The organism is Mycobacterium sp. 852014-50255_SCH5639931 (assembly GCF_001665605.1).
GTDB classification, from domain to species: domain Bacteria; phylum Actinomycetota; class Actinomycetes; order Mycobacteriales; family Mycobacteriaceae; genus Mycobacterium; species Mycobacterium paraffinicum.
Window position 1 is genome coordinate 89,071 of record NZ_LZSV01000017.1, and the last position, 25,345, is coordinate 114,415.

At 65.4% G+C, this 25,345-nt stretch carries 18 protein-coding genes; 8 read left to right on the forward strand and 10 right to left on the reverse strand.

The window, feature by feature from the left end:
- The first annotated feature begins 27 nt into the window (after positions 1 to 27).
- The gene (locus A5758_RS10190) at positions 28 to 1,182 is read left to right on the forward strand and encodes a glycosyltransferase family 1 protein (protein WP_067739590.1); all 1,155 of its coding nucleotides are present in this window, start codon (positions 28 to 30) and stop codon (positions 1,180 to 1,182) included.
- An 89-nt stretch (positions 1,183 to 1,271) separates the two neighbouring features.
- Here the strand turns inward: A5758_RS10190 and A5758_RS10195 are convergent, their stop codons facing one another.
- On the reverse strand, positions 1,272 to 2,126 hold the full coding sequence (locus A5758_RS10195) for a hypothetical protein (RefSeq protein ID WP_067739592.1): 855 nt from the start codon (positions 2,124 to 2,126) through the stop codon (positions 1,272 to 1,274).
- Positions 2,127 to 2,522: 396 nt separating this feature from the next.
- Here A5758_RS10195 and A5758_RS10200 point away from each other — a divergent pair, with 396 nt between their 5' ends.
- Positions 2,523 to 3,146 (forward strand): FHA domain-containing protein, encoded by a 624-nt coding sequence (locus A5758_RS10200; protein ID WP_067739594.1) that lies wholly within the window; start codon positions 2,523 to 2,525, stop codon positions 3,144 to 3,146.
- Between the two features lie 12 nt (positions 3,147 to 3,158).
- Here the strand turns inward: A5758_RS10200 and A5758_RS10205 are convergent, their stop codons facing one another.
- The 6 genes from A5758_RS10205 to A5758_RS10230 all read right to left on the reverse strand — a co-directional run bounded on the left by A5758_RS10205 (position 3,159) and on the right by A5758_RS10230 (position 10,538).
- Complete coding sequence (locus A5758_RS10205; protein WP_067213072.1) at positions 3,159 to 3,920, reverse strand: RNA polymerase sigma factor; 762 nt, start codon at positions 3,918 to 3,920, stop codon at positions 3,159 to 3,161.
- Between the two features lie 189 nt (positions 3,921 to 4,109).
- Positions 4,110 to 4,295 (reverse strand): hypothetical protein, encoded by a 186-nt coding sequence (locus A5758_RS10210; protein ID WP_067213074.1) that lies wholly within the window; start codon positions 4,293 to 4,295, stop codon positions 4,110 to 4,112.
- Positions 4,296 to 4,509: 214 nt separating this feature from the next.
- Complete coding sequence (locus A5758_RS10215) at positions 4,510 to 4,746, reverse strand: hypothetical protein (RefSeq protein ID WP_067739596.1); 237 nt, start codon at positions 4,744 to 4,746, stop codon at positions 4,510 to 4,512.
- A gap of 90 nt (positions 4,747 to 4,836) precedes the next feature.
- Positions 4,837 to 7,920 (reverse strand): lantibiotic dehydratase, encoded by a 3,084-nt coding sequence (locus A5758_RS10220; protein ID WP_067739598.1) that lies wholly within the window; start codon positions 7,918 to 7,920, stop codon positions 4,837 to 4,839.
- A 9-nt stretch (positions 7,921 to 7,929) separates the two neighbouring features.
- Positions 7,930 to 10,086 carry a peptidase domain-containing ABC transporter gene (locus A5758_RS10225; protein ID WP_067739600.1) on the reverse strand — a complete coding sequence of 719 codons (2,157 nt, stop codon included), beginning with the start codon at positions 10,084 to 10,086 and terminating at the stop codon, positions 7,930 to 7,932.
- Positions 10,083 to 10,538 (reverse strand): hypothetical protein, encoded by a 456-nt coding sequence (locus A5758_RS10230; RefSeq protein WP_067739602.1) that lies wholly within the window; start codon positions 10,536 to 10,538, stop codon positions 10,083 to 10,085. Before A5758_RS10230 ends, A5758_RS10225 begins: the two co-directional genes overlap by 4 nt.
- Before the next feature lie 309 nt (positions 10,539 to 10,847).
- Here A5758_RS10230 and A5758_RS10235 point away from each other — a divergent pair, with 309 nt between their 5' ends.
- The gene (locus tag A5758_RS10235; protein WP_231987274.1) at positions 10,848 to 11,045 is read left to right on the forward strand and encodes a hypothetical protein; all 198 of its coding nucleotides are present in this window, start codon (positions 10,848 to 10,850) and stop codon (positions 11,043 to 11,045) included.
- On the opposite strand, the gene A5758_RS10240 is transcribed toward A5758_RS10235, so the two are convergent.
- Positions 11,026 to 12,294, reverse strand: coding sequence for a cytochrome P450 (locus A5758_RS10240; RefSeq protein ID WP_067739974.1), 1,269 nt, complete (start codon positions 12,292 to 12,294; stop codon positions 11,026 to 11,028). The genes A5758_RS10235 and A5758_RS10240 overlap by 20 nt on opposite strands.
- Before the next feature lie 225 nt (positions 12,295 to 12,519).
- On the opposite strand from A5758_RS10240, the gene A5758_RS10245 reads away from it, so the two are divergent.
- Positions 12,520 to 15,693 (forward strand): adenylate/guanylate cyclase domain-containing protein, encoded by a 3,174-nt coding sequence (locus A5758_RS10245; protein WP_067739604.1) that lies wholly within the window; start codon positions 12,520 to 12,522, stop codon positions 15,691 to 15,693.
- Positions 15,694 to 15,715: 22 nt separating this feature from the next.
- Here the strand turns inward: A5758_RS10245 and A5758_RS10250 are convergent, their stop codons facing one another.
- Together A5758_RS10250 and A5758_RS10255 are read right to left on the reverse strand one after the other, a co-directional pair.
- Positions 15,716 to 16,255, reverse strand: a complete 540-nt coding sequence (locus A5758_RS10250) for an SRPBCC family protein (RefSeq protein ID WP_197503843.1) — start codon at positions 16,253 to 16,255, stop codon at positions 15,716 to 15,718.
- A gap of 209 nt (positions 16,256 to 16,464) precedes the next feature.
- Complete coding sequence (locus A5758_RS10255; RefSeq protein WP_067739609.1) at positions 16,465 to 17,928, reverse strand: FAD-dependent oxidoreductase; 1,464 nt, start codon at positions 17,926 to 17,928, stop codon at positions 16,465 to 16,467.
- Positions 17,929 to 18,406: 478 nt separating this feature from the next.
- Between A5758_RS10255 and A5758_RS26520 the strand changes: the two genes are divergently transcribed.
- The 4 genes from A5758_RS26520 to A5758_RS10270 all read left to right on the forward strand — a co-directional run bounded on the left by A5758_RS26520 (position 18,407) and on the right by A5758_RS10270 (position 25,229).
- Positions 18,407 to 20,431, forward strand: coding sequence for an AAA family ATPase (locus tag A5758_RS26520; protein ID WP_369816416.1), 2,025 nt, complete (start codon positions 18,407 to 18,409; stop codon positions 20,429 to 20,431).
- Complete coding sequence (locus tag A5758_RS26525) at positions 20,412 to 21,428, forward strand: hypothetical protein (protein ID WP_369816417.1); 1,017 nt, start codon at positions 20,412 to 20,414, stop codon at positions 21,426 to 21,428. Before A5758_RS26520 ends, A5758_RS26525 begins: the two co-directional genes overlap by 20 nt.
- The gene (locus A5758_RS10265; protein ID WP_067739976.1) at positions 21,425 to 24,079 is read left to right on the forward strand and encodes an adenylate/guanylate cyclase domain-containing protein; all 2,655 of its coding nucleotides are present in this window, start codon (positions 21,425 to 21,427) and stop codon (positions 24,077 to 24,079) included. The genes A5758_RS26525 and A5758_RS10265 overlap by 4 nt, the downstream gene beginning before the upstream one ends.
- A 475-nt stretch (positions 24,080 to 24,554) precedes the next feature.
- Positions 24,555 to 25,229: a LuxR C-terminal-related transcriptional regulator gene (locus A5758_RS10270; RefSeq protein ID WP_067739611.1), complete on the forward strand. Its 675-nt coding sequence runs from the start codon at positions 24,555 to 24,557 to the stop codon at positions 25,227 to 25,229.
- Positions 25,230 to 25,345 lie beyond the last annotated feature (116 nt).

Consider the following 25,345-nt stretch of genomic DNA (forward strand, 5'->3'; position numbering starts at 1 on the left):
GAAAGTCGGTGCTGACACTGTGGTGTTGTGCGCGTTGCCATCGTCGCCGAATCGTTCCTGCCGGAAGTCAATGGTGTCAGCAACTCGGTGATCCGGGTGCTCGAGCACCTGCGCCGGACCGGTCACGAAGCCCTCGTCATCGCCCCGGACACCCCGCCCGGTGCGGCCCCGGCGGATCGCGTCTACGACGGGATCCGCGTGCATCGGGTTCCGTCGCGGATGTTTCCCAAGGTGACCACGCTGCCCCTCGGTGTGCCGATGCCCCGGATGGTGAGCGTGTTACGCGGATTCGACCCGCACGTTGTGCATTTGGCCTCGCCGGCGCTGCTGGGTTACGGCGGGGTGAAGGCGGCCCGGTGGCTGGGGGTGCCGACGGTCGCCGTATATCAAACGGACGTACCGGGTTTCGCGGCGAGCTATGGCATTCCCATGACGACACGGGCCGCGTGGGCCTGGTTCCGCCATCTGCACAGCCTCGCCGACCGAACCCTGGCGCCGTCCAGCGTGACAATGGAATCACTTGTGGCGCATCGCTTCCCGCGGGTTCACCACTGGGCACGCGGGGTCGACGTGCTGCGGTTCGCCCCGTCGGCGCGTGATGAGGCACTCAGGCGGCGATGGTCGCCGCAAGCCAAGCCGATCGTCGGCTTCGTGGGCCGGCTGGCGCCCGAGAAGCACGTCGAGCGGCTGATCCCGCTGGCGGGCCGAGACGACGTGCAACTCGTCATCGTCGGTGACGGCGTCGACCGAAGCAGGTTGCAAAAGGCGATGCCGACAGCGGTTTTCACCGGAGCGCTGTACGGCGACGAACTCGCAACGGCGTACGCCAGCATGGACGTCTTCGTGCATCCCGGCGAGCACGAAACGTTTTGCCAAGTCGTGCAGGAAGCGCTGGCGTCGGGGTTGCCGGTGATCGCCCCCGACGCCGGCGGCCCACGCGACCTCGTCACGCCGTGGCGCACCGGTTTGTTACTGGGCGTCGGCGAATTCGAGGCGAGGTTGCCCGCGGCCGTCACCCATTTGATCGACGAACGCCACCGCTACGCGCTGGCCGCCCGGCGCAGCGTGCTCGGCCGCAGCTGGCCGGTCATCTGTGATGAGCTGCTCGGCCACTATGAGGCGGTGCTCTCGCCGTTTGCCCGCAGGCGGATGTTCGCCAAGCGGTACGCACTGGGCCAGTGAGTTAGCGGTCAGCCCTGCGGACAACGCTTATGGCGAGTCCTCGAAAGGGCTGGCTCGGACGTCTCGTAGTTAACCCCAGGGTACTGACGTCAGTCCTCAGGCCGATGGAATTCGCCGGGCGGGGCGTCCTGAATCGGATTGTCGGGTCGCCCCATATGTGGTCGCTCTCCTGCCTGGCCGGAGCGCGCCGCTAGCAGATGCGCAATCCGTTGCGGATCTGCCACACCCGCCAGTTCCTTGAGAAAGGAATAGACCCCCTGCAAGGGAAAGCGGAACGGTTCGTCCGTCGTCTTACGCAGCACGGCGCACGCGAGACTGTCCCGGATGCCCGGATTGGCGGCGACTATCTCGGAAGTGATCTGGCCTGGGATGATCGGCACCATCATGCTGTCGCTCGACAGCACGGCTAGCAGGACCTCATAGCCGTTCGCGGTGGCCAGATCGTGGAAGAACCCCGGCTGAATGTTGTATAAGCCGTGGTCGACCCATCCCAGGCACGGCGTCCAGTGGATCATCACGCCCCCCGGGGCGGTGTGATCGTGAATCGCCTTGTAGCAATTGGCCTGATTGAAGACATGTTCAGTCGTGCCGTTGTTGATGCAGACGTCGAACCTTGTCCCAAGGTCGAAGGGCAGGTTGAGATCCTGCTGCAGGCGGTAGTGATTGGGCGGGAGCAGATCGATGGCGTTGTAGCTGCGGAAGTCGAACAGGGCTCTGTAGATTCGCTTGGCGTCGGCATAGACCTGGGCCATGCCGTCCGGCGCCGTCTCGGCCAGCAACGCGTCGCTCCGTGGCCCTTCGGGGAGCAGGAGCGGGATCGCCTGCGCCACATCGATCATGGTCTCGGCTTCGCCGAATTCCAGGAGGCGGCCTTGCTGAGGAAGCAGACCGCGGCGCGACGCCTCCAGCAGGAAGCTGAGCTCGATATTCGTGATTGCCATCATGAAGTTGGGCTAGGGATGCTGCGACGCATGCTCGTAGATTTTATGGCTTGTGGCCGGCACGGAAGACGGCTTCCAGCGATACCGTTATCTTCGGAACACATCCCAGGCCTGGCCTGTCGGCCTTCGTCGCGGCTAATGAGCTGTGTCGAAAATGCCCACCACGGTCCAACCGCAACTGGGCATCGCCGACCCGATACTCCGATAGGGGTCGATCCCGACGCACGGCGGCGACGCCATCGACACCGGTCGGTGATGGTCAGACGATGACGGGATCCCGGACAGGCTTGCGATACTGGGGGAATGTCGGCAGCCAAGCGGGCGATTTTTGGCTCAGCGGACGGTTCCCGGCCAAGCTCTGCGTCGCAGGGGCAGAATTGGCCTGATAGGAGGGTCAGCATGTCTTCCCATTTGGAGGTGTGGAAACCGTCAGGGCGGGAGCTGATCGCGCTGAGCGGTGAACGACTGACCCTCGGCAAGTCCTTGACCAACGCGGTGTCGTTCGAGCACGATCCGACCGTGTCCCGCGTACACGCCGTCTTGGAGAACTTCGGTCAAGCGTGGTCCGTGCGGGACCTGGGTAGCCGCAACGGCACCTATGTCAACGGAGAAAAGATCGCTGCGGAACGGATTCTGCGGTCTGGCGACGAATTGCGGCTCGGCAGTTCACGGTTGGTCTTCTGGATGACCAGGGGCGCTGACGAAGCACCGGCCGATCAAGAAACCGAAACCGGCAAGTCCATCCTGCGGCCGCCTCGGATGACCCAGCGCGAACTCGACGTCCTCAAAATTTTGTGTCGCCCCTTCGTATCCGACGACCCGTTTCCCGAGCCTGCATCGGTTCGTCACATGGCCCAGGAGCTATTCGTCACGGAAGCAGCCGTCAAGCAACATCTGCAACATCTGTACGACAAGTTCGGCATCAAAACCGATGGAGATCGACGGGTAAGACTGGCCAACGCGGCCATCCGGCTCGGTGCCGTCAACCGCTCCATGCTGCGTGACCGTCGCACGCAAGGGTGAGCGGCCCGGTGACTAGGAGATCTTGTCGAGCACCCCGCCGCCGAGCATGGCGACCGCATTGAGGGCACTGCGACGGTATTCGTCACATGTGGGGCACGACTCGATATGGCGGGCAATGCGTTTCCGCATCAGCACGGTGAACTGTTCGTCCCAGCCCGACAGATCCGCGGCGAGCCGGGGGCATCCGTTCCGCGGGGCGCGCCGTGCCACCAATAGCGCACCCAGCGAGCGTTCGATGGTGTCGCGCAGCCGCTGCAGGAGCTTCTTGGTGGAGTCATAGCTGATGCCCAGCGCTTGCGCGAGCTCGGTTCCGGTCACGCCGTGACGGTAGGCAAGATCCAGCACGTGGCGGTCGCGCTCGGACAATCCGCAGGCGGCTTGGGCGATCAGTTCGCGGAGCTCGTTCTGGGCCGTCAGCGTAAACGGCCCCGGACCCGTCGCCACATCATCGGGCAGCTCGTCACAGGCGGCCTCCCGGCGACGTTCGGATAGGGCCCGCAGGGCGCGGCGACGGGCGATGGCGTAAAGCCAGGGCCTCAGCTTGTCCGCATCACGGAGCTTCGGCAACTCTGTCGTCGCGATGCAGAAGACCTCCTGTACGCAGTCGGAGGCCGCGTGGCGGTCACGCAGCATGCCGACGCAGTAGGCGTGAAGTGGGGCTGCATAGCGGTTGTAGATGCTGGCCAACGCCGCCCGATCGCCGGTCGCCGCTGCGCGGGCGAGGTCCGTGTCGCTGATAATGCGATGCTTCGGCACCGTGGTCATGAAAGTCATGACTGAAATGCTCGGGGATGGTGGGTGATTTCGTAATTACCGTGGAAGCCAGTTTCACCTTCCGCAGGGGAAGGGTTTCCTACCTATTTGGTAAGGGTCGGTACCTGGAGAACGCGTACGACCACCGCCCCATAACCGATGTAACGGTTATGGGGCGGTGGCGACGATTGTGACGTGTGTTGGAGCAGCTCACGCCTTCGTCTTGGTGTGCGCCGTGCGCGTGCCGGTGCCGTTTCCGGTGCCCGTTCCGGTGCCGTTTCCGGTGCCGGTACCGGTGCCGTTGCCGCGGCCGCCGTGGGCGATGCGCAGCTCGTCAGCGGTCAGGGTGCGGATGCTCTGTCGGCGCAGCGCAATCTTGTCGTGGTTGATACTCATTTGATCTTTCCTTCTTGTGTGATGTGGTGACGGCAAGCCCGGGCGGGCCCGCTCATAGGTAGGAGCGCCGGCGACCTCGAAGGGTGACCATTTTTCCGCGGAATTCGCAGATTCGTGGCACCCGGCCGGTTACTTGCCGCACGGCGAGAACCGCCCCGCAACCGATGGCAAATCGGTTGTGGGGCGGTTTGTTTGGGACGAGCGCCGTACTCTGCTAGGCCACCGTCAGCGTCTGCGGGGGTGAATGCGTAGCCGTCAGCGTCGGATTGGGGCGGGTGCCTGTGTGCGTTCCCGTGGTGGGCAGCGTGGTGTGCTTGGTGGTCTGGCCCGAGCCGTTGCCACCGCCGGTGCCGTTGCCGCCCTCGCCGCCGTGGGCCATGCGCAGCTCGTCGGCGGTCAGGGTGCGGATGCTCTGCCGGCGCAGTGCCAGCCTGTCGTGATTGGTGTTCATTTTGTTTCTCCTTGCTGTGATTTGTGTTGGCGCGGAACTGTTTTGGGCCGTGCTCACAGGTAGAAGCGTCATGCCAGGCAAAACGTGACGCTATTTTGCCCGCGCTAATTGGCTCGCGTAGTGGCGATCAAGAAAGCTCAGCAGGATGAGTTCGTGGGTGCGGGCGGCCGAGCGCAGCAGCCGCACGGCGTTCAGGTGGCTGAGGCTGTGCAGTATCCGCGCATAGGGCTGAGTCAGCTCACCGCGCCCGGACAGGTCCGCCAGCTCCGAGAGCAAGGGCACTATTCGCTCGGATCGCTGCCTGAACGCCTGGCGTACGGGTTCGTATGGGTGGTCCTTGGTGTCGTCGAGCAGCGCGGTGACTTCCGCACGCTCGCGGCGCCAGTGCTGGCCGATCCCGGGATCCAGGTTGGCTGCGTTGGGGTATTCCGGCCGGTAGCCGTCGGCCCCGTCCTTGGCCCAGTCGCGCCGCTCCTGTATGTCCAGGCCGGCATCGGCCAGCAGGCGGTCGGTGGCGTATAGGCACAGCCGCCAGCGCGCATCGGCCGCGTCGCCGCCATAGAGGTCAAGCAGGCCCATGATTTTCAGCACGGCCTCACTGTCGGCCGCGTGGATCCGCTCGGCCAGTTCGATGCCGGCGTCGCCGCCGTACCGTTCGATCTCGCGGTGGTACGTGTCCGTCGCGAACTTCCATATCGTCCCGTCGCCGAGCTGTGGTGCCAGTGCGTCGGTCAGCGCCGGCAAGGCGTGGTCCCGCAATGCCGTCGGGTCACCGTGCAACCGAAGCCGCAGATGATGTTCGGGGTCGGCGTAGCGCAGGAAGAACCAATGGTCGACGACGCCGCTTTCGCGCAGCTGTTTCACGACGGGTCCCACGGCGTCGGTGAGAATGCGATCGGCGGACGCGGTGCCCGTATACGCCTTGAGGTAGAGCCACTGGCTGCCCGGGCCGAAGGTCCGGCGCACCTTCGGCGGGGTCCACAGCCCGGGCGCCGGTGCCGGCTCGCCACGCCGGATGAACGGCACGATGAGTTCGTGGGCGAATCGGCCCTGTGGCCCGGTGGCGATCCCGGTGGGCAGGACCTCCTCGATGATCGCCTCGGTCCGCCCGCGCAGCACCTTGGCGGCCGCGGCCGTGAGAACAGGGCTTGTGGTGTCGACGTACAGGCGGTTGTCGCCGTCGGCGATGAGCAGCTCACCGGGCAGTCCCCGCTCGCGAGCCAGGGCCGCCCATCCGGCTAAAGCGTCGGAGGCGTCGGGTTTCGTGACCTTGGAGATCTCGGCCGCCGACAGCCGCCAGCGGGCCCGGGCCAGCACCAGGCGCCCGGCGGTGACCCGCGGCAACGCCGGCGCCGCTGACAGGGCGCCCCAATCCCACGCCAGCCCGCCGGTCACCCCGTCGCTTTGCAGCGCCGCGAGGAACCGGTACACCCCGAAGCCGCGCCACGCCGGATTGTGCGCCGTGGTCAGCCGCGGCCTTACTTCGGCGCCCAGCCGCGGGCTGTGGAGGACGACGCGGTCACCGTCGAGACGCACGGTCAGCTCATCGACACTGAGCTGACGATCCGCGGGTGCGCCCGAACGCCCCAGCAGGACCAATTCGTAGTCGCGCAGCACCGGCCGGGCCAAGACATTGCCGACTCGGCCTTCCGGCAGGTGCACGATCTCGGCGAACACCACACCGGGGGACTGGACTTCCTCGGCGCGCAGGTGGGCTCGTACCGCGTGGTGCAGTCGCGTGTCGCCGTGACAGAACCGGCCGAGCAGCTGTGCTCCCGAAGGCCCGTAGGCGCAGTCGATTTCGACACCGTCCTCGAGCAGGTTCGCGTTGACCGCCAGGCCGTCGGGCAATGGCAACGGCGGTGGCAGATCTTTCTGTGACGATTCAAGGCGCGCGACCGTGGGGGCGTCGAGTTCGAGGCTCGCGGCGCCGCTCTCACGCGTGCGCATGACCAGATCGAGCAGGGCGGCGTCGCGCGCGGTGAACGCGTACTGCGGAGTGACGCCGCCGAGGTCGAGCCCGGCCAGCAGCGGCGACTCGTCGGCCGCCGGGTGCGCCGACGGGTCGAACCCGATCCCCATCTCCTCGTCGAGCGCCTCCATCAGCGCGACCTCTCGGTCCTCGTAGCGCGCCGCGAACTGCTGCTTGAACCGAGTCAGCGCCAGATCCTCGCCGCCCGTGGACAACCGGTGCAGCAGTTGCACCCCCTCGGCCAGCAGCTTCACCGTGTCGGATCCCAGGGTCAGACCCGACCCGGCCCGGTGCAGGTCGACCTGGATCAGCCGGGCTTCGTCGCCTTCACCGGCCAGCTCGAGCAGCTGTGTGGCGGTCGCCGCGTAGGCCTCGGGCGGATTACCCAGCCCGGCGGCGTCCAGGCGTGCGAGCTCGTCGGAGACCCGCCGCAACGCGTCCGAGGTGGCGGCGAAGTCCGGCCCGCTCAGCGACGACATCAGCTGGGTCAGCGGTTCCGGGCCCGTCACCGCGGGCTCGGCCACCGGCGTCAAGACCTTGGCCTCGATCAGGGCATCGACGTATTCGCGTGCCTCGTCGCGCTCGACCCCCACCCGTTTGGCCACGGCGTCGACAACCTTGTCCACCGCGCAGCCACCGGCTGCCGCATCCAACGCACAACGCAACGGCGCGTCGTCCTCGACCACGACCAGATGATGCGTGCGACGGCCCTCGCGAAGCCGGCTTTCGATGAGCCGCATGGCCCCGGCGGCGTGGTAGCGGCTGGAGTTGGGCTCCACCATCATGGTCTGTCGTGTCGACGCATCCGCCAACAGCCGCTCGACCAGCGCCGCCAGCACCTCCGTGTCGGGTCGGCTGTGCCGGCTGATCCCCTCCGGGCCGTCGACCACCAACGCGGTGGTGTCGCTCAGCTCTCCCAGCGAGCAGCCGGCGAAGAGTCCGAAAGGCGTTGCGCGGGTGCACATGCGGGTCAGATACGCAGTCACCGAGGCGATCACCCGGTCGTCCGCATCGCCGGCTGCCAAGCGGCGCATCAACCCGGGCGAGGCGAGGTGGAGCGCCTCACGAATCTCCGGCCGTGCGACCAGGTTGCGCCAGTAGGTGGAATCGGCGCGCAGGCGCTCCAATTCGTTCAGCGGCAGCAACGGCGCGCGCATCACGAAGAAGCCACTCGGCGTCAGCGCGGATGTTGAATCGTTCATTTCCAGCTCCTAATGCGTTGTCTCGCCGACGAGTTGGCCCGCGACGAGTTGTGCGTAGTGACCACCCGCGGCCATCAGGTCGTGGTGGCAGCCTGATTCGACGACCCGGCCCGCGTCCATCACCACGATGTGGTCGGCGTCGATCACGGTGGCCAGTCGATGCGCGATCACGATGACGGTGCATCCGAGCCGGGCAATGTTGTCGTGGACCCTCGCCTCGGTGACGGTGTCGAGACTGCTTGTCGCCTCGTCAAGCAACAAGATCCGCGGCCGGGGAGCGAGCGCGCGGGCCAGGGCAAGCCTTTGACGTTGACCACCCGACAGCGAGGCGCCCGCGTCCACGAGCGGGGTGTCGAGCCCCATCGGCATCGCGCGAATGTCCTCGGCGATGCCGGCCAGCTCAGCCGCCGACTCGAGCCGGTCCAGCGGCAGGCTGGGGTTGCCCAGCACCAGGTTGTCGCGAATGGACAGCCCGAAAATGTAGGGGTCCTGCGTCACGACTCCGATTTGAGAGCGCACACTGCGCGGGTGCAGGGTGGCAAGGTCCACGCCGTCGAGCAGGACACGCCCCTCCGAGGGCGAGTAGAGACCGAGTAGCAGCCGGCCCAGCGTGGATTTGCCTGAGCCCGAACGCCCCACGATGGCCAGGACCTGTCCGGGCTGCACCTCGATGCTGGCACCATCGACGACCGGTGGGCCATGTGGGGTGTAGCGGAAGGTGACCCGTTCGGCGCGCACCGATCCGGTTAGCTCGGGCGCTTGCCGGAGCTCGCGGCCGGCGGTTTCGGTAGGGGTGTCGAAGACGTCGTCCAGGCGGGCGAGGTAGCTGCCGAGCAGCTGCACCTGCAGCGCAGTGGCGACCAAGATGCCAAGTGGCTCAAGGAATCCGGTTGCCAGCGCAGCCAGGGCAAGCATCGTGCCCAGCGAGAGCTTTCCGCTCGACGTGAGGTCGGCGCCAACCAGCAAAACCGCGATCGGGGAGAGTAGCGCCAGCCCATGGATGGCGGTCGACACCAATGCCTCGAGGCGCCCGCGGCGCATCGAAACGTTCAGTTCGGCAACGAACAGGTTGGTCCAGTGCGATACCGCGCGACGCTCCGCTCCGGCTGCCTTGAGCGTTTCGACCCCGGAAAACATCTCGAAGGCATAGGACTGGGATCGGGCTTCGGTCGCCAGTGCTTCCCCCATCAGGTGCTGGTTGCGGCGGCGGGCGGCCAGCAGAACCGCGACCTGGGCTGCGCCCAGCGCGAAGACCAGAAGTCCAAGGGCCGGCGACAGGGCGAATATGACGACCAGATAGAGGGTGGCCAGCGTGCCGTCGAGTAGCGCGGAAATGGTTCCCGTGGTCAGGATCTCGCGGACCGTCGCGTTGCTGCGCAATCGCATCATCAGATCTCCGGATGAGCGCTTCAGAAAGAACGCGTACGGCAGGTCCACCAGGTGCTCGAGGAAGTCGAGCGTCATGTCGACGTCCAGCCGGCTGCGCAGCCGCAACAGCAAGTGCGCGCGCAGGTACGTCGCGAGCACCGAGTAGGCGATCAGCGCGGTCATCACCGCGGCGAGCACCTTCAGCAACTGCCCATCGTTGTTAGGCACCACGCGATCGACGATCACGCCGGTCAGCACCGGCACCGCCAGCGCCATCACGCGCACCACCACCGAAGTGGCCAGTACTTTGCCGAGTCCGCTCGATCGGGACAGCAGGCGACGGGCGTGATGGAGCGCGCCGGGGGCCCTGCGCCCACCTGACGCAAATGTGTCGGTGGGTTCCAGCATGACCGCGACGCCGCTGTAGAGATCGTTGACCGCGGCCCAGCCGAGCCGATAGCGGCCGGCAGCCGGATCGACGATGGTCACACCACGCCGCGATGTCGAATCTAGGACAACAAAATGCGCTGCACCCCAATGCAATACGGTGCCGCGAGGCAGGTACCGCAGGTCGTCGAGCTCGGTGGCCACCCCGCGCGCCCGCAAGCCGAACGAGGACGCGGCTTCGGCAAGGCGCAACGCGTCGACACCGTCGCGCCCGGTCCCGGTGGCGTCGTGCATCTCGGCGAGCGAAACGTGGCGGCCGTGATACCCGAGTGCCATGGCAAGCGCGGCGGCACCGCAGTCGGCCATCTCAGCTTGGGCGATATACGGGATCGCGCGCCGGCCCCGCATCATCGCAGCCTCGGCAGCAACACGCTGATCAGCCGCTGCCGGCCCTTGGGGACGACTAGTTCGCCGGCCGGTTCCGAAGCGGGCCGCTGCAACTGGGCCGTCACCGCAGTGGCCGTCACCTCGACGACGACCGCGCCCTGCGTTGTGCCGGAAGCGTCGCGAAATCGCGCGGCCGCGCCGCGGGCCGGCGGTGTCCCGCCATCACGGGTCGCCGTGACCGTCGTGCCTTGCGCGACGGCCGGCAGCGCCTCGGTCTGTGCGGCGCTGACGGTGCCGGCGGCAACGGCGCCGGCCGCCGACAGCACACCGAGTGTGACGAGTCCCGCGTTAATCCACCCCTGTTGCTTGATCAGTTCGCCGGGGCGGGTGGCCGCGGACTGGCGGTCGCGCCAGCGCTCACGAAACACTGACTCGTGACGGATTTCGCCGTCGTCGCCGTCTCGGTCGGCTTTCATTCGTCTCTCCTAAGTGTCGGTCCCGGAAGGGCCACTCACACGGGTAGGAGGACTGACGGCGGGAAAGGGTGACACATTTGCGGATGTGTCGGCGTCGACGCTGAATCCCACGCCTTCTGCATGCAGATATCACTGGCCGATCGCCAGGGTTGCGTGGATTGGTTGTCGCGATGCGCGATTTTCCATTCGATACCCTGACTGCAGGGTAAGTAGCGAGACGAAAGAATCGAAACCGCAATAGGAATGGAGTCCGGAGCGATGATTACGACACGTGCTGAGGCGGCGCAATATGTCAAGGATGCTGGAGGGTTGAAGCTTGTCGTTTTCGGAGCCGATGGGCACGAGGTCGCCGCGATGTTCGTGCAAGGATCGGTGACGTACAACCAGGAGGAAGCGACCTTCATCGCCGTCGCTGAGGACGGTCATCCGTTGGGCGAACTGTTCGTCGATGAATCGGTCGGCTATGACGAGAACATCGATGCCTTCGTCATCCGCACCGCGCGATAGTCGCGGTGTTCATCGGTATCGGGTCGAATTCGATTGGCAGCGTCGTCGGTCCGCTCAGCCCGGTGAGGGGCTTCCATGGGGCGGGGCCGGTGCGGCGGGCGTTGGGCATACGCTGTGCCATGGTCGCCAGGGCTTCGGCGAGCTCGAGGCGGGCCAGGTTGGCGCCCAGGCAGTAGTGCATACCGGCGCCGAACGTCTGCATCGCGGGGGCTCCCACCCGGGTGATATCGAGTCGGTCGGGGTTGTCGTAGACGGCGGGATCGCGGTTGGCGGCGGCGGTGTTCGCGATGACCAGGGTGCCCGCAGGGATTACCACCCCAGCGATTTCAACGTCCTCGAGAGCGATACGCAAGGTGGCGGCGGCGATGGGGGAATGCCGCATCGTCTCTTCGACCGCACTGTTCGCGAGGTCGGGATGCTCTGTTAGCAACTCCCACTGGTCGGGACGGTCGCACAGCGCGTGCACGGAGGCGGCCAGCTGGTTGCGGGTGGTGTCGGTGCCGGCCACGAGCAGGCCCGCTGCCAGCATTCGCAGCTCGTCGGCGTTGAGGTGATCGCCGTCGTCCTCGGCGCGGATGAGGTCGGAGACGAGGTCGTCGGTCAGGCGGTGGCGTCGCTGCGCGACCATGTCATCGATGTAGGCGTCGAGTTCTTCCCAGGCGGCCAAGATGGTTCGCTGGTGGGCGGCGACCTCCCAGCTGAAGGCCTTGAAGATGTCGTCTGTCCATTCCGAGAACAGCTTCCAGTCCTCGGCCGGGGCGCCCAAGAGCGCACAGATGATCGGGATTGGGTATTGACGGGCGATGTCGGTGACCACCTCGCAGCGCCCAATTGCGGCGTGGTGGTCCAACAGTCCGGTGATCACCTCGACGATCGTCGTGCGCAACCGCGCGGTGGCTCGCGGAGTGAAGGCTTTGGACACCAATCGGCGCAGCCGGTGGTGCTCGGCACCGTCGAGACTGATCAGGTTGGTTGCGACGCGCTCCCACAGTGGGCCGGTCGTGATGCCCTGGGAGGCAAGGAACATGCCCTGGGGTAAGCGGAATCGCGGGTCGCGCAGCACGCTTCGGACTAGTTCGTAGGTCAGCACCTCCGGCCCGTGCGGGCCGATCGCAATCGGCGCCCGGCGTCGCGCCTCGTGGAGAATCAGGTGAGCCTCATCGGGGCTCAGGCAATGTTCGTAATCGATCGTCGGAAGGCCGGCATCAAAGACGCTCGGGCAAGTCGAGGCGTCAACCGTGGTGATCATGGTGGTGCTCCCGAGGGCGTCGGTTAGTACTTCCGCCACCAACTCTCGTTGGCGGGAGAACACCCCACACGCGTAGTCGACTACCTGTCTTGCGGTATCACCACTCCCGCAAAGCGCTTGGGCTCATCGGGCCGTCGGATGAAAACGATAGCGCTCGACGCAACGAGAAATTAGCGTATTGAGTCGGGCGCTTGAACGTAGGTGCCGGGATTGGCGGAGGGTCGGATGACGACCAAAGCAGCGTGCCGAAGGTGCGGCACCGAGCTTTTAGAGAACGCACGATTCTGCCACGGTTGTGGCGCCCCAGTCCGGGACCCCGATAGCCGCGCCGAGTACAAGCAAGTCACGGTCCTCTTCGCCGATGTTGTTCATTCGATGGATATCGCCTCGACGGTGGGGGCGGAGCGGCTCCGCGAGATGATGATGAGCCTCGTCGACCGTGCCACGGCGGTGGTGCAACGTTTCGGCGGCACGGTGGACACGTTCACCGGCGACGGGATCATGGCCGTATACGGTGCCCCGGTCGCGTTGGAGGACCACGCTGTCCGTGCTTGCCTTGCGGCGCTGGGCATCCAAGAGGAGACCGCCCGGCTCGCCGCTGAGGTGAAAGCCCGCGACGGTGTCGAACTGGCCTTGCGGATAGGGCTCAATTCCGGTCAGGTCATCGCCGGGGAAGTCGGCTCAACATCGTTGCGCTACACCACCATCGGGGAGCAGGTCGGTATGGCGCAGCGGATGGAATCGGTGGCGCCGCCGGGCGGGGTGATGCTCAGCGTCTTCACCGCACGACTGGTCGGCGGCGCGGCGACACTGGGTGAACCGGAGACGGTCCACATCAAGGGCACCCACGAACCAGTCACCGCCTACCGCCTGTTGGGAATCGGAGACCGGCATCGCGCCACCGAGCGCGCTGAACCGGATCTCGTCGGTCGCCGGTGGGAAATGTCCGCCGTCGAGGGCTTGTTGGGCGAGGCGCTCGGCGGACATGGCGCTGTGGTTGAGGTGGTGGGCGAACCCGGGATTGGCAAGAGCCGTCTGGTGCGCGAGGTCGCCGCGCTCGCCGCGCTCCGGGGCGTGCAGGTGTTCAGCGCCTTCTGCGAGTCACACACCAGCCAGGTTTCGTTTCGTGCCGTGGCGCATCTGTTGCGGGCGGCCATCGGCGTCGACGGTCTTGACGGGCAGGCGGCCCGCGCCCGAGCGCGAGAGCAAATCCCAGGCGCAGACCCTGAGGACGCGCTGCTGCTGGATGACCTGCTGGGCATCGCCGACCCGAGCACTGCCGTACCGGCGATCGATCCCGATGCGCGTCGGCGGCGGTTGGCCTCGCTGGTCAACACCGCCATGTTGTCCCGCCAAAGCCCGGCGGTCTGGGTGATCGAGGACGCCCACTGGATCGATGAGGTCAGCGAGTCGATGGTGACCGATTTCCTTACGGTGATTCCGCAGACGCCCTCGCTGGTGTTGGTCACCTACCGACCCGAATACCACGGGGCATTGGCTCGGGTTGACGGTGCCCGCACGGTAACCCTTGCGCCGCTGAGTGATTCAGAAACCGCAGCGCTGATCGCACATCTCCTCGGCTCCGGCCCGTCAGTCGACGCACTGGGCCAGAGAGTGGCCGAAAGGGCCGCCGGCAACCCGTTCTTCGCCGAGGAGTTGGTGCGCGAACTCGCCGAGCGCGGTGTGCTGCGCGGGGAGCCTGGTGCCTACACCTCGGCGGCTGCGGTCGGCGAGGTGAGCGTGCCGGCCACGTTGCAGGCAACCATTGCCGCGCGGATCGACCGGCTCCATCCCAAAGCCAAGCGCGCGCTGAGCGCCGCTGCGGTCATCGGCTCGCGGTTCGGCCTCGACCTACTCATGGTGCTAGGTGTTGAGCCGGTGGTTGACGATTTGGTTGCGGCCCAGGTCATCGACCAGGTCAGCGTTGCCCGGGAGCCGGAGTACATGTTCCACCATCCGCTCATTCATTCGGTGGCCTACGAAGCACAGTTGAAATCGGATCGCTCCGATTTGCACCGACGGGTGGCGGCCGCGATCGAAGGCCGCGACCCTAAATCGGGCGATGAAAACGCGGCGTTGATTGCGCAACATTTGGAGGCCGCCGGTGATCTGCACGCCGCCTACGGCTGGCACATGCGCGCCGCAACCTGGGCGACCAACCGCGACATCAGCGCAGCGCGGCTGAGTTGGGAGCGAGCGGCGGAGATCGCCGATGCCCTGCCCGCCGACCACGAGCAACGAGCGGCCATGCGCATCGCCCCGCGCACCATGTTGTGTGGGACCGGTTGGCGAGTCCATGCCGGCGTTGCCGGTGACCGCTTCGACGAATTGCGGGAGTTGTGCAGCGCCGCCGGCGACAAGGCGTCACTGGGCATCGCGACGGCTGGATTGGTGGTCGGCTACGCGCATCAGGACCGGGTCCGCGACGCGTCGCAACTGGGATCGGAAGCCTGGGCCCTCGCCGAATCGCTCGGAGATGCGACCTTGACGGTGGGGCTGTCCTTCCCGGTGATCTACGGCAAGATCGAGGGCGCCGAGTGGTGTGACGTGCTGCGGTTGTCACAGGCCGTTGTCGACCTGGCCGACGGTGATCCGTCAAAAGGCAACTTCCTCGTCGGGTGTCCGTTGGCGCTCGCCTTTGCGTCGCGGGGCATGGCTCGTTATTTTCTGGGCCGGCCCGGATGGCCGGGAGACCTGCGGCGCGGCGTCGCGATGGCTCGCCGCGCTGACCCGGCGTCCTACGCCGGGGCTGTCGGGTATGTCTACTTGCTGGGTGTGCCGTTTGGCGTGCTAAGCCCAGATGATCGTGCGCTGCACGAGGTCGAGAACGCGCTACGAGTCGCCGAGCGATCCAGCGATGACGTCGTGGTGGGCTTCATCCGGGCCACGTTGGGCGTTGCGTTGTTGCACCGCAACACGATTGGGGAGCGCAGCCGCGGACAGCAACTGTTGGCCGAGGTCGGGGAGGTGTTCCTGAGCCGACGACACAACCTGAGCGATTTGCCTATCGTCCAGGTCTACTCGGCACGTGAGACGGCGAGGCGCGAAGATCCCGATGCCGCCATATCGGTGATACGCGCCGCCACCGACCATCTGTTCGGCCACGGACGTATGCCGCTGTGGGGCATTCCGGCCACGGCTGTACTGGTGGAGACGTTGCTCGATCGCGGAGCCGACGGCGACGTGGCCGAAGTGGAGGCCGCAATTGACCGACTGGCGGTCGCGCCGGCCGATGAAGGTCTGGTGATGCGTGACATCTGGTTGTTGCGGCTGCGAGCGTTGCTGGCCCGGGCCCGCGGTGATGCGGCCGCCTACCGCGGCTGTCGGGATCGCTACCGTGAGATGGCGAAAGCGTCTGGCTACGAAGGGCATATCGTGTGGTCCGAGGCGATGCCCTGACGGCGGCCATTCGGGGGCATGCTCACCGTGTCTTGCGTTGGCCAGTTTCTTCAAGCACGTCGCGCAGGCGGTTGAGCGACGTGACAAATTCTCGCTCGGTCCGGGCACGCAACAGTAACAACGGCGCGATCGCCCCCACCTCGAACGTCATCTCACGGGTGATCTCTGTTCGCTGTTCACCGGCCGGTGCGCACCGGTAGGTGATGGACCCGATCTCGCGCCGCCACAGCCGCCCGATCTGTCTCCACCCGCGGATGCGCCAAAGATTCGGCGGTTTGTCGGCAACGACGATCCAGGCGATCGGGTCCAAGAACCATGCGAGGCCTTGCGTGCGCTCGACGAACTGGTCCCCGTAGGTAGCGTGGCGATCGACAGGCTCGCCCTCGAGTTCGCGCGTGATCCGAAAGTAGCGCTGCCAGTTTCGGGGCGTGCTGACGAATCTGTACGCCACTTCAGGATCAACGGCCACGGTAACCTGAGTGAGCCATCGACCCGGGGTCGAGAGCACTGCGCGCGCGGTCGTTTCAGTCACGGCAAATCGTTGATCGTTCGAGCTGTTCACGAGTTCTCCTCTCAGTGCATGCGGAAAATCGTGTGCCACCAAACGATGACTCTTGTCCTATTGCCCCGACCCGGGTAGGGCCTCCGTGCCATTGGGCAAGGGTCGAAGGTCCTCGTTCCCTAACCTGGACCGCCCATCGACCCCTTTTAGTCCACTTCACTCACCGTTGGGTTGAGCTCGGGACCAGTCAGCCTGGCGCCGGGTAGGCGCTACGCGCTCAGTGGCCCGCAACGGATTTCGAATCGCTCCCGCACCGTGTCGAGAACACGGCGTTGGCGCTCGCACTCCCGACGGTGCGTGAGCATGAACCTTGCCAGGCCCGGCACCCGCCGCGGTAGCGGGTACCACTTATCGAAATCGAGGCCGTTCTCGGTGAATACGCGGCTGGGGACGTTGTCGTATATCAGGCTGAGGTTGTGCTGAACGAGCGCGAAGAGCACGTACGGAAATGCCAGCGGCGCCTTCTGCCTCAGATTCATCCAATCTATCTCGTAGAGCGGGATATCCCTGAGCTTGCCGAGGAACAGCAGGTGGCCCAGGAAATATCCCATGAACGCCGGCAAGTGCAGCATGGCCGACCGCACATTGATGGAAACGACTGCGCCACTGGGCGAAACGTAGGGCTCGTACGGGTATTCGTCGGGAAACTTGACGTATCCCGTGCAATTGACGACCCAGCTGCCCGCATCGATCGTCTTCGTCGATCCGCTCCGGAACACCAACTCGGTCGTGCCGTTGCGATCGACGACATCCTCGAAGTAGTCCATCACCAGGTCGTTCAGCCCGGCGGAGATCGTGCGGTTTTCGGCCTCGGACAACACTCCCAACACGAAGTTGTCCGCCTGGGGGGTCAGGAATGTGCCATGCGTGGCGCGATACCAATCCTGCACCTCTGATTCGTTCGTGCCGTCGTACCGGTGACTTAACTGTGTGGCGACTGCGCTCGGCGGTGTGCCCGCCCACCAGCGGCGGGCGCCGCTCGGCAACAGATCGTCGCGGCTGGAGAAGAATGTGCCGCGGCCGGCGACGAGGTTGACCTGGCGGCCGGGGTATGCCGTGATCAGTGCGTGCGCGGTGTCCATCGCGGTCTTTCCGCCGCCGATGATCCACACCGGCGCATCGCTTTCCCTGATGTCGCCGGCCAGCACGTCGCAGTAGTCGGGCGACACCGAATGGACGCGCTTGCTGGAGATGTCCAGCGGTTCGTTCGGCGTGACTCCCAAGCCATAGGCTTTGATCAAGCGTTTCGTCTCGACGACGAGCACCCGGCCGTCGGCGGCCCTACAGGTGACTCGCACGATTCCGTTCGCCTCTTCTTCCGACTCGAAGTCCCAGCCGAGAAACTCGTCGACCTGCACGCGCTCGCGTATCACGTTGACGCAGTGCTGAAAATGGTCGAGCACTTCACCCTTGGTGGCCAGGTAGCTGCGGTCCTTGCCGAGGGTCCACTCGATGTTGCCCGCCGTGAACATGGGGTGCGGCTGGTGCAGGCGGACATAGGGGTAGACGTCGACCCACATGCCGCCGACGCGAGCCCGGCGGTCGACAAGGATCACCTTCTGATCGCGGGATAGGTATCGGCTGGCGGCGAACAGGGCGTTCAACCCGGCGATGCCGGCGCCGACGATGCACACGTCGCAGGTTTTCACGGGACCGGACTCGAGTGCGGACATCGGACCGCCTTTCCTCGCAGATGCCCACAATTATGTGTCCGCATCGTGCCGCCGTAGTGAGTAATCGACTACTTCATCCAGTGACTACTGCCGCCCGGGGCGGTTTGCTGGAGGCTTTTGGGCCCAAAAATCTCCAGCGCTGTCCGCGACTGAGCTACAGATGGCGTGTGACCGAGCTGGCGCGGCCAGAGAAAGACGACATACGAGACGTTCACAACGTTTGTGTCGGATTCGGAAGCCGAAGCCAACAGCTACCTCAATACATCGCCGGCGGCCTATCCTTTGAGAACCACAGCAAACGCTGGGGTCCGGATCAGCGGAGGGTCGGATGACGGCCGTAGCAGCGTGCCGGACGTGTGGCACAGAGCCGCTGGAGCACGCCCGGTTCTGTCACGGGTGTGGCTCACCAATCCACGACGGCAACATCGCGGCGGAGTACAAGCAGGTCACGGTTCTGTTTGCCGATGTCGTCCATTCGATGGCCATCGCGGCGGCCGTCGGAGCAGAGCGGCTGCACGAAATCATGGCGACCCTGGCCGACCGCTGTACCGCATTTGTGGAGCGCTACGGCGGCACAGTGGACAAGTTCACCGGTGACGGGATTATGGCGGTGTTCGGCGCACCGGTGGCTTTGGAGGATCATGCTGTCCGTGCCTGTCTGGCGGCCTTGGGCATCCAGGAGGAGGCGAAGCGGCTTGCCGTCGACGTCCGAGGGCGCGACGGTATGGACTTTCAGCTGCGTGTTGGTCTCAATTCCGGTCAGGTGATTGCTGGTGAGATCGGCTCAAGGTCATTGGGTTACACCGCCATTGGCGAGCAGGTCGGTATGGCTCAGCGGATGGAGTCGGTGGCGCCGCCGGGTGGTGTGATGCTCAGTGCATCGACAGCGCGACTTGTCGAGAAGGTGACGATCCTCGGCGAATCAGAGTTTGTTCGGCTCAAGGGTGCGGACGAGCCGGTAGCCGCCCGCCGGCTGTTGGGCATGCAGGAGGGCCACCGCGTGACCGGGCGTGCTGAGTCGAAGCTGGTCGGGAGGCGGTGGGAGATGTCCGCTGTCGAGGGCTTGTTGGAGCGGGCCATCGACGGCCATGGCGCCGTGGTGGGCGTGGTGGGGCCCCCTGGCATCGGGAAGAGCCGTCTGGTGCGTGAGGTTGTGGCGATGGCCGCTCGGCGCGATCTGAAGGTCTACACCGCATTCTGCGAGTCGCATACCGGCCAGGTCCCCTTCCATGTCGTCTCGCGATTGCTGCGTGAGGCAATCGGCGTCGAAGGTCTTGACCCGCAAGCCGCCCGCGCAGTGACAAAGCGCCAGGCGTTTTCCGACGCCGAACCGGAGGACCTCGCGCTCTTCGAGGATCTACTCGGGATCAGGGATCCGGACGCGCCATCTCCCCGGATCGATCCAGACGCGCGCCGAAGGCGCCTGACCGCCATGGTCAATTCCGCGACTTTGGCCAATCGGACCCCGGCCGTCTATGTCGTCGAAGATGCCCATTGGATCGACGAATCCAGCGAAACAATGCTCGCCGACTTCCTTACCGTGGTCCCGCGGACCCCGCTGCTGACGATCGTCACGTATCGACCCGAGTACCAAGGTGCGTTGGCCCGGGTGCTCGGGGCGCAAACCATAGCCCTCGCGCCGTTGAGGAACACCGAGACCGCCGCCCTCGTCTCCGAGCTGCTCGGGCCGGACCCCTCGGTCGGCGAACTGAGTCAGAAGATCGCCGAAAGGGCCGCCGGTACACCCTTTTTCGTTGAGGAGATCGTCCGCGAGCTGGCCGAACGGGGTGTCCTCCAAGGAACGCTCGGCGGATATATCTCGACGGCGGAGGCCGCCGAGGTGCATGTCCCCGCCACACTGCAAGCAACGATCGCCGCGCGCATTGATCGCCTTTCACCGGCGGCGAAACGCAGCTTGAGCGCTGCGGCGGTGATCGGGTCGCGGTTTGACCTCGACCTGCTGACCGCGCTGGTAGTCGAACCTGTGGTTTCGGACTTGGTGGCGGGCCAGCTCATCGATCAGGTCAGGTTCGCTCGCCAGCCGGAGTATGTATTTCACCATCCGCTGATCCGTGCAGTGGCCTACGAATCACAGCTCAAATCGGATCGCGCCGACTTGCACAGGCGGCTGGCTTCCATGATCGAAGAGCGCGATCCGGCCTCGGCGGACGAGAACGCCGCGCTGGTCGCCGAACACCTCGAAGCGGCGGGCGATCTGCGCGCCGCCTATGCCTGGCGTATGCGCGCCGGGGCGTGGTCGACCACTCGGGATATTCGTGCGGCGTGGCTGAGTTGGGATCGCGCCCGCCAGATCGCCGACGCGCTGCCCGACGACGACCCGGATCGCACCTCGATGCGGATCGCGGCTCGAACCCATGTTGTGCGGCAACGGCTGGCGAGTGGATTGGGACATCTCCACGCGGTTGGACGAGTTGCGGGAACTCTGCACCGCCGTCGGCGACAAGGCGTCCTTGGCGATTGGGATGGTCGGGCTGGTGCCTGAGCACTACATCCATGGCCGCATAACGGAAGCGTCCCAGGTGGCTTCGGAACTCACGACGCTGGTCGAGTCGCTCGGCGACCCGACGCTGCTGATCGGATTCGTCTCCACGATCCCACCAAGCAAGTTTGGCACTGGTGAGATGCGAGAGATGCTGCGCTATTCGCAGAACGCCATCGACCTGGCTCACGGTGATCCGACCAAGGGAAATTTCATTATCGGCGCGCCATTGGCGATCGCCTTCGCGATGCGTGGCACCGCCCGGTACGCCTTGGGGGACTCTCGGTGGCGTGAGGACTTCGACCGGGCGGTCGAAATGGCGCGCGGGGCGGACTCGTTTTCGCGGGCGATGGTCAGCCTGTTCGCCTACGCGGGGGCGATGGAGATGGGGGTGGCGTTGGTTGATGACGCCGCATTGCGCGACATCGAGGAAGCGCTGGGGATCACCGAGCAGTCGGGCGACGATCTCGTGCTCGGACTCGTCTCATTGGCGCTGGGGATCGCGCTGATGCATCGGGAGTCTCCAACTGACCGCGAGCGTGGGATGACAGTACTGGGGAAAGTTCGGGACTTGTGCCTCAATGGGCGGTTTTACCTGAGCGAGGTGCGGGCCATCGACGTGTACGCCGCCCGGGAGGCGGCGCGGCGGGGTGACCGCGACGACGCGTTACCGGTGCTGCGCGCAACCGTCGATGAGGTGTTGCGTTCGGGGCAGTTCGGTCATAGTGATTCAGGCACCGCCGTTTTGGTCGAGACTTTACTGGAGGGCGGCGACGAGGCTGAGGTCGCCGAGGCCGAGGCAGCTATTGAGAGGTTGGCCGCCGTTCCGGCCGAGGAAGGGCTGGTGATACGTGAAGTCTGGCTGTTGCGGCTTCGCGCTTTGCTCGCCCAGGCAATTGGCGATGAGACCCACTATCGCGAATACCGGGATAGCTACCGCGACATGGCGAAAACGCTGGGTTTCGAAGGACACATCGCGTGGGCGGAGGCGATGCCATGACGCCAGCTGCCCCGTCCGGGGTGGTGACGTTTCTGTTCACCGATATCGAGGGTTCGACCCGTCGATGGGAATCAGACGCCGAGGCAATGCGATCGGCCCTCGTGGCGCACGACGATGTGTTGCGTTCTGCGATAGATGTATACGGCGGTTGCGTCTTCAAGCACACCGGTGACGGGATGTGTGCCGCATTCACATCCCCAAGGTCTGCCGTGGATGCTGCGGTTGCCGCGCAGCGGCAGCTCGAGTTGCCGGTGCGCATGGGGCTGGCGACCGGCGAAGCCGAGCTCAGAGACGGCGATTATTTCGGAGCAGTGCTGAATCAAACGGCCCGCGTGATGGCCGCCGGACACGGTGGTCAGATCCTCGTGGCCGACTCGACTGCGGGTCTCATCCGCGGCGTTGAGCTCATCGATCTGGGACCCCGCCGGTTGCGGGATCTCTCGACTCCGGTTCACCTGTTTCAGGTCCAAGCCTCCGGCCTGCGCTCGGATTTTCCCGCGTTGCGGGCACTTGATTCGAGTCGCGGAAACTTACGCCGCCAGACGACCACCTTCATCGGCCGCGAGTCCGAGGCCTCAAGGGTTCAAGCCGCTCTGAAGACTCATCGCCTCGTGACGTTGACCGGGGTGGGCGGGGTCGGAAAGACGCGCCTGGCAACCGAGGTGGCGGTGCGGCTGGCTGATGAGTTTCCCGACGGTGCTTGGTTTTTCGAGCTGGCCGCCGTCACCGACCCCGCGGCGGTTCCCGACGCGGTGGCGGCGGTGTTGGGCATAACCCAGCAATCGGGAAAAACAATGACCGAGTCGGTGGCGTCCGCATTGGAGGGCAGGGTTCGGCTGTTGGTGTTCGACAACTGCGAGCACGTTGTCGACAGTGTCGCGGAGCTGGTCGAGGCGATCCTCGCCGCATCGGCGACGGTGACGATCCTGGCGACCAGCCGCGAAGGATTGGGCGTCAGCGAAGAACAGTTGTGGGGCGTCCCATCGCTTGACGTCAACTCGGGAACCGATTCCGCCGCGGTGACACTTTTCGTCGACCGCGCCCGAAGTGTCGTGACGGACTTCTCGCTAACTCAGCCCGACGCGATGGACGCCGTGGTGGAAATCTGCCGCAGGCTGGATGGGATCCCGTTGGCAATCGAGCTGGCGGCCTCGCGGATGGCATCCATGACCGCCGGTGAGGTGAGGGATCGTCTTGATCAGCGGTTCCGGCTGCTGGTCGGCGCCAGGCGTGGCCTGTCCCGCCACCAAACCCTGCGTCATGCGGTGGCGTGGTCCTACGAGCACCTCGATGACGCGGAAAGGGCGCTGCTGGAGCGGTGCTCGGTGTTCGCAGGCGGATTCGACCTCCAAAGCGCTTGTGCGGTGATGGGTTCCGGTGACGACTACGCCGTCCTCGACCTGCTCGATGCCCTGGTGCACAAATCGCTGCTGGTCGCCGACCGGTCGTCGGGGCGGACCCGATATTCGATGCTCGAAACGATCCGCCAGTTCGCCGAGGACCAACTGGTCGTTCGCGGGGAAGCGCCCGAGATCCGGGCCACGCACTCGAAGTATTTCGCCGGACGCGAAGACGACATCATGGCCCTGTGGGACAGCCCCCGCCAGCACGAGGCCTACGCCTGGTTCAGCGTCGAGCTGGCCAATCTGCGCACTGCGTTTCGTTGGGCCGCGGACCAAGCCGATCTGGACACCGCTGCCGCCATCGCCGCCTATGCGGCGCTCCTCGGCGCTCTGGTCGCCAACTATGAGCCGATGGCCTGGGCCGAGGAGCTCATCGAGCCCGCCCGCGCCGTCGATCATCCCCGGCTCGCGAGTCTGTACGTCAACGCGGCGCAGTGCTACTGGACTGGGCGGATCGAGGAGGCTGTCGGCCATGCCGATGCCGGCCAGACGGTGATCGGGAGTGGTGGCGAGGTGCAGATCGGCGCCGAGGGCGCGCTCACTGCTGTCTACCCGTTCATTGGCCAACCCGAACGAAACGTCGACTGGTGCCGCACCCAGCTCGCACGCGGCCGCGACACCCATACGGTCACCCAGGCGATGCTGGTCGTCGGACTGGCGGTCGCCGGGGCCGGTGAGGAAGCGAGGGCCGCTGCGAACGGGCTGGTGGACGCCGCCGAAGCCACCCACAACCCCTGGGCGCTCGCGAACGGGCTCTACGCCTACGGCTTCGCATTCCGTGACGCTGACCCCACCCGTGCGCTGGAAGCGCTGCGCCGGGGCCTGGTGATCGCCCAAGACAGCGGTAGCCGCGCGGCCGAATCACTGCTGTCAATCGTCCTGTCTCGGCTTGAGGCCGAACACGGCGACCCGCTGGCGGCGCTTGATCACATCACTCTGGCAATCCGCAACTTCTACGACGCCGGCAATGTCGCCTATATCCGATTCGCGCTGGCGACTCTCGCGGTCCTCCTCGACCGCCTCGGACGCCTCGGGCCGGCGGCCATCATTGCCGCTTTCGCATTCGATCCCCTCAACGCAGCGGAAGTCAGCACCGCCATCACCCACCTGTGCGATGTTCTCGGCGACCAAAGCTACGAATCGCTCACCCGCAAGGGAAAAGCGATGACCATCGCCGAAATGGTGACCTACGCATACGAGCAAATCGACCAGGCCCGAACCGAACTGACCGCGGCCGCCTCGAAATAGACAGCGAGAAGGGCTGAGTGCAATGCCCGAACTCAGTTGCGGCGTGAGGCCCGCTCGTCGGATGCCCGGGCAGTCTCGCCCAACGCCTGACGCGCCCGCTCGGAATCCGCCGCGCTAACTACAGTCGCCTTGCGGTGATGTTGCGGTGACGGACCAACAAGGGGCGCCGGGTATGCCAGAACTCATGGGTTTTTCGCATGTTGATATTCAACGAGGTCATGATTATGTGTCTGCACCGTGCTGCCGGAATGAGTAATCGACTATTCCACTAATGACTACCAACTTCCGCGGCGGCTTGTCGGGTGTTATGGCGTTTGAGCGTGCCTGACCTGATCGGGTAGCGGGCTACACGAGTCGAGAGATATCCAGCGTTGTCTGCGCCCAGCAACGCCCCAGCCGGCAATGTTTGCCGATTAGTCGAAAGGGGAATTTTCGGGCTTTGGAGTGCGGCTCGTTTAGCAGGGGATTTTGCGAGGTGTCTGGGGCAGGTGGCGTTCAGCCGGAGGTGTCGCTCGTCATCATCGACGGCCAGCACGTCGTGCACATCGGCATCGAGGCATGGGTAAGTGGGGCGGAGCCGCCCATCAAGATCGTGGGAAATTACCTGAATCCGGCGGAGTTCATGTCCGTCGACCCGGCGGCAGTCGGCGATGTGGACGTCGTCCTGTTTGCACTGCAATACGACGACGGTCCCGAGTTCGGCGCCCTTCGTCGGCTCAGTCAGGCGGGCAATCGAGTCGTCGTCTACTCGTACCTCGCCAGCGACGAAATCATTCTGACCAGTCTTGACGCCGGAGCCGTGAGCTACGTGGCAAAGGCGGAGAGCGGCATTCATTTGTGCGAGGCGATCTGGGCGGCGTGCACGGATACGCCCTACGTTGCCCCGAGGATGGCCAAAGCGCTGCTGAGCGACCGGACCGTCGGCCGACCCCGCCTGAGCGAGCGGGAACGAGAAGTCCTCATCGCGTGGTTTCAGACCGAGAACAAAGAGCAGGTTGCCAAGAGGCTTTTCATCGAGCCGTCGACGGTCCGTACCCATTTGCAGCGAGCCCGCGCGAAATACGCGGCGGTCGGCAGACCAGCGCCGACCAAGTCGGCACTGATTGCCAGGGCGATCCAGGACGGCATCCTCAGCCTCAACGACCTGTGATCTAGTTTGCGGGCGCATCCGCCGGGCTAAGCCACACATTTCAACAAAGGGGCTACAGTCCCTGTCGTCCGTTCGGCGGATGGTGACCTAGCAAAGATTGGCTTACTGTGACGTCC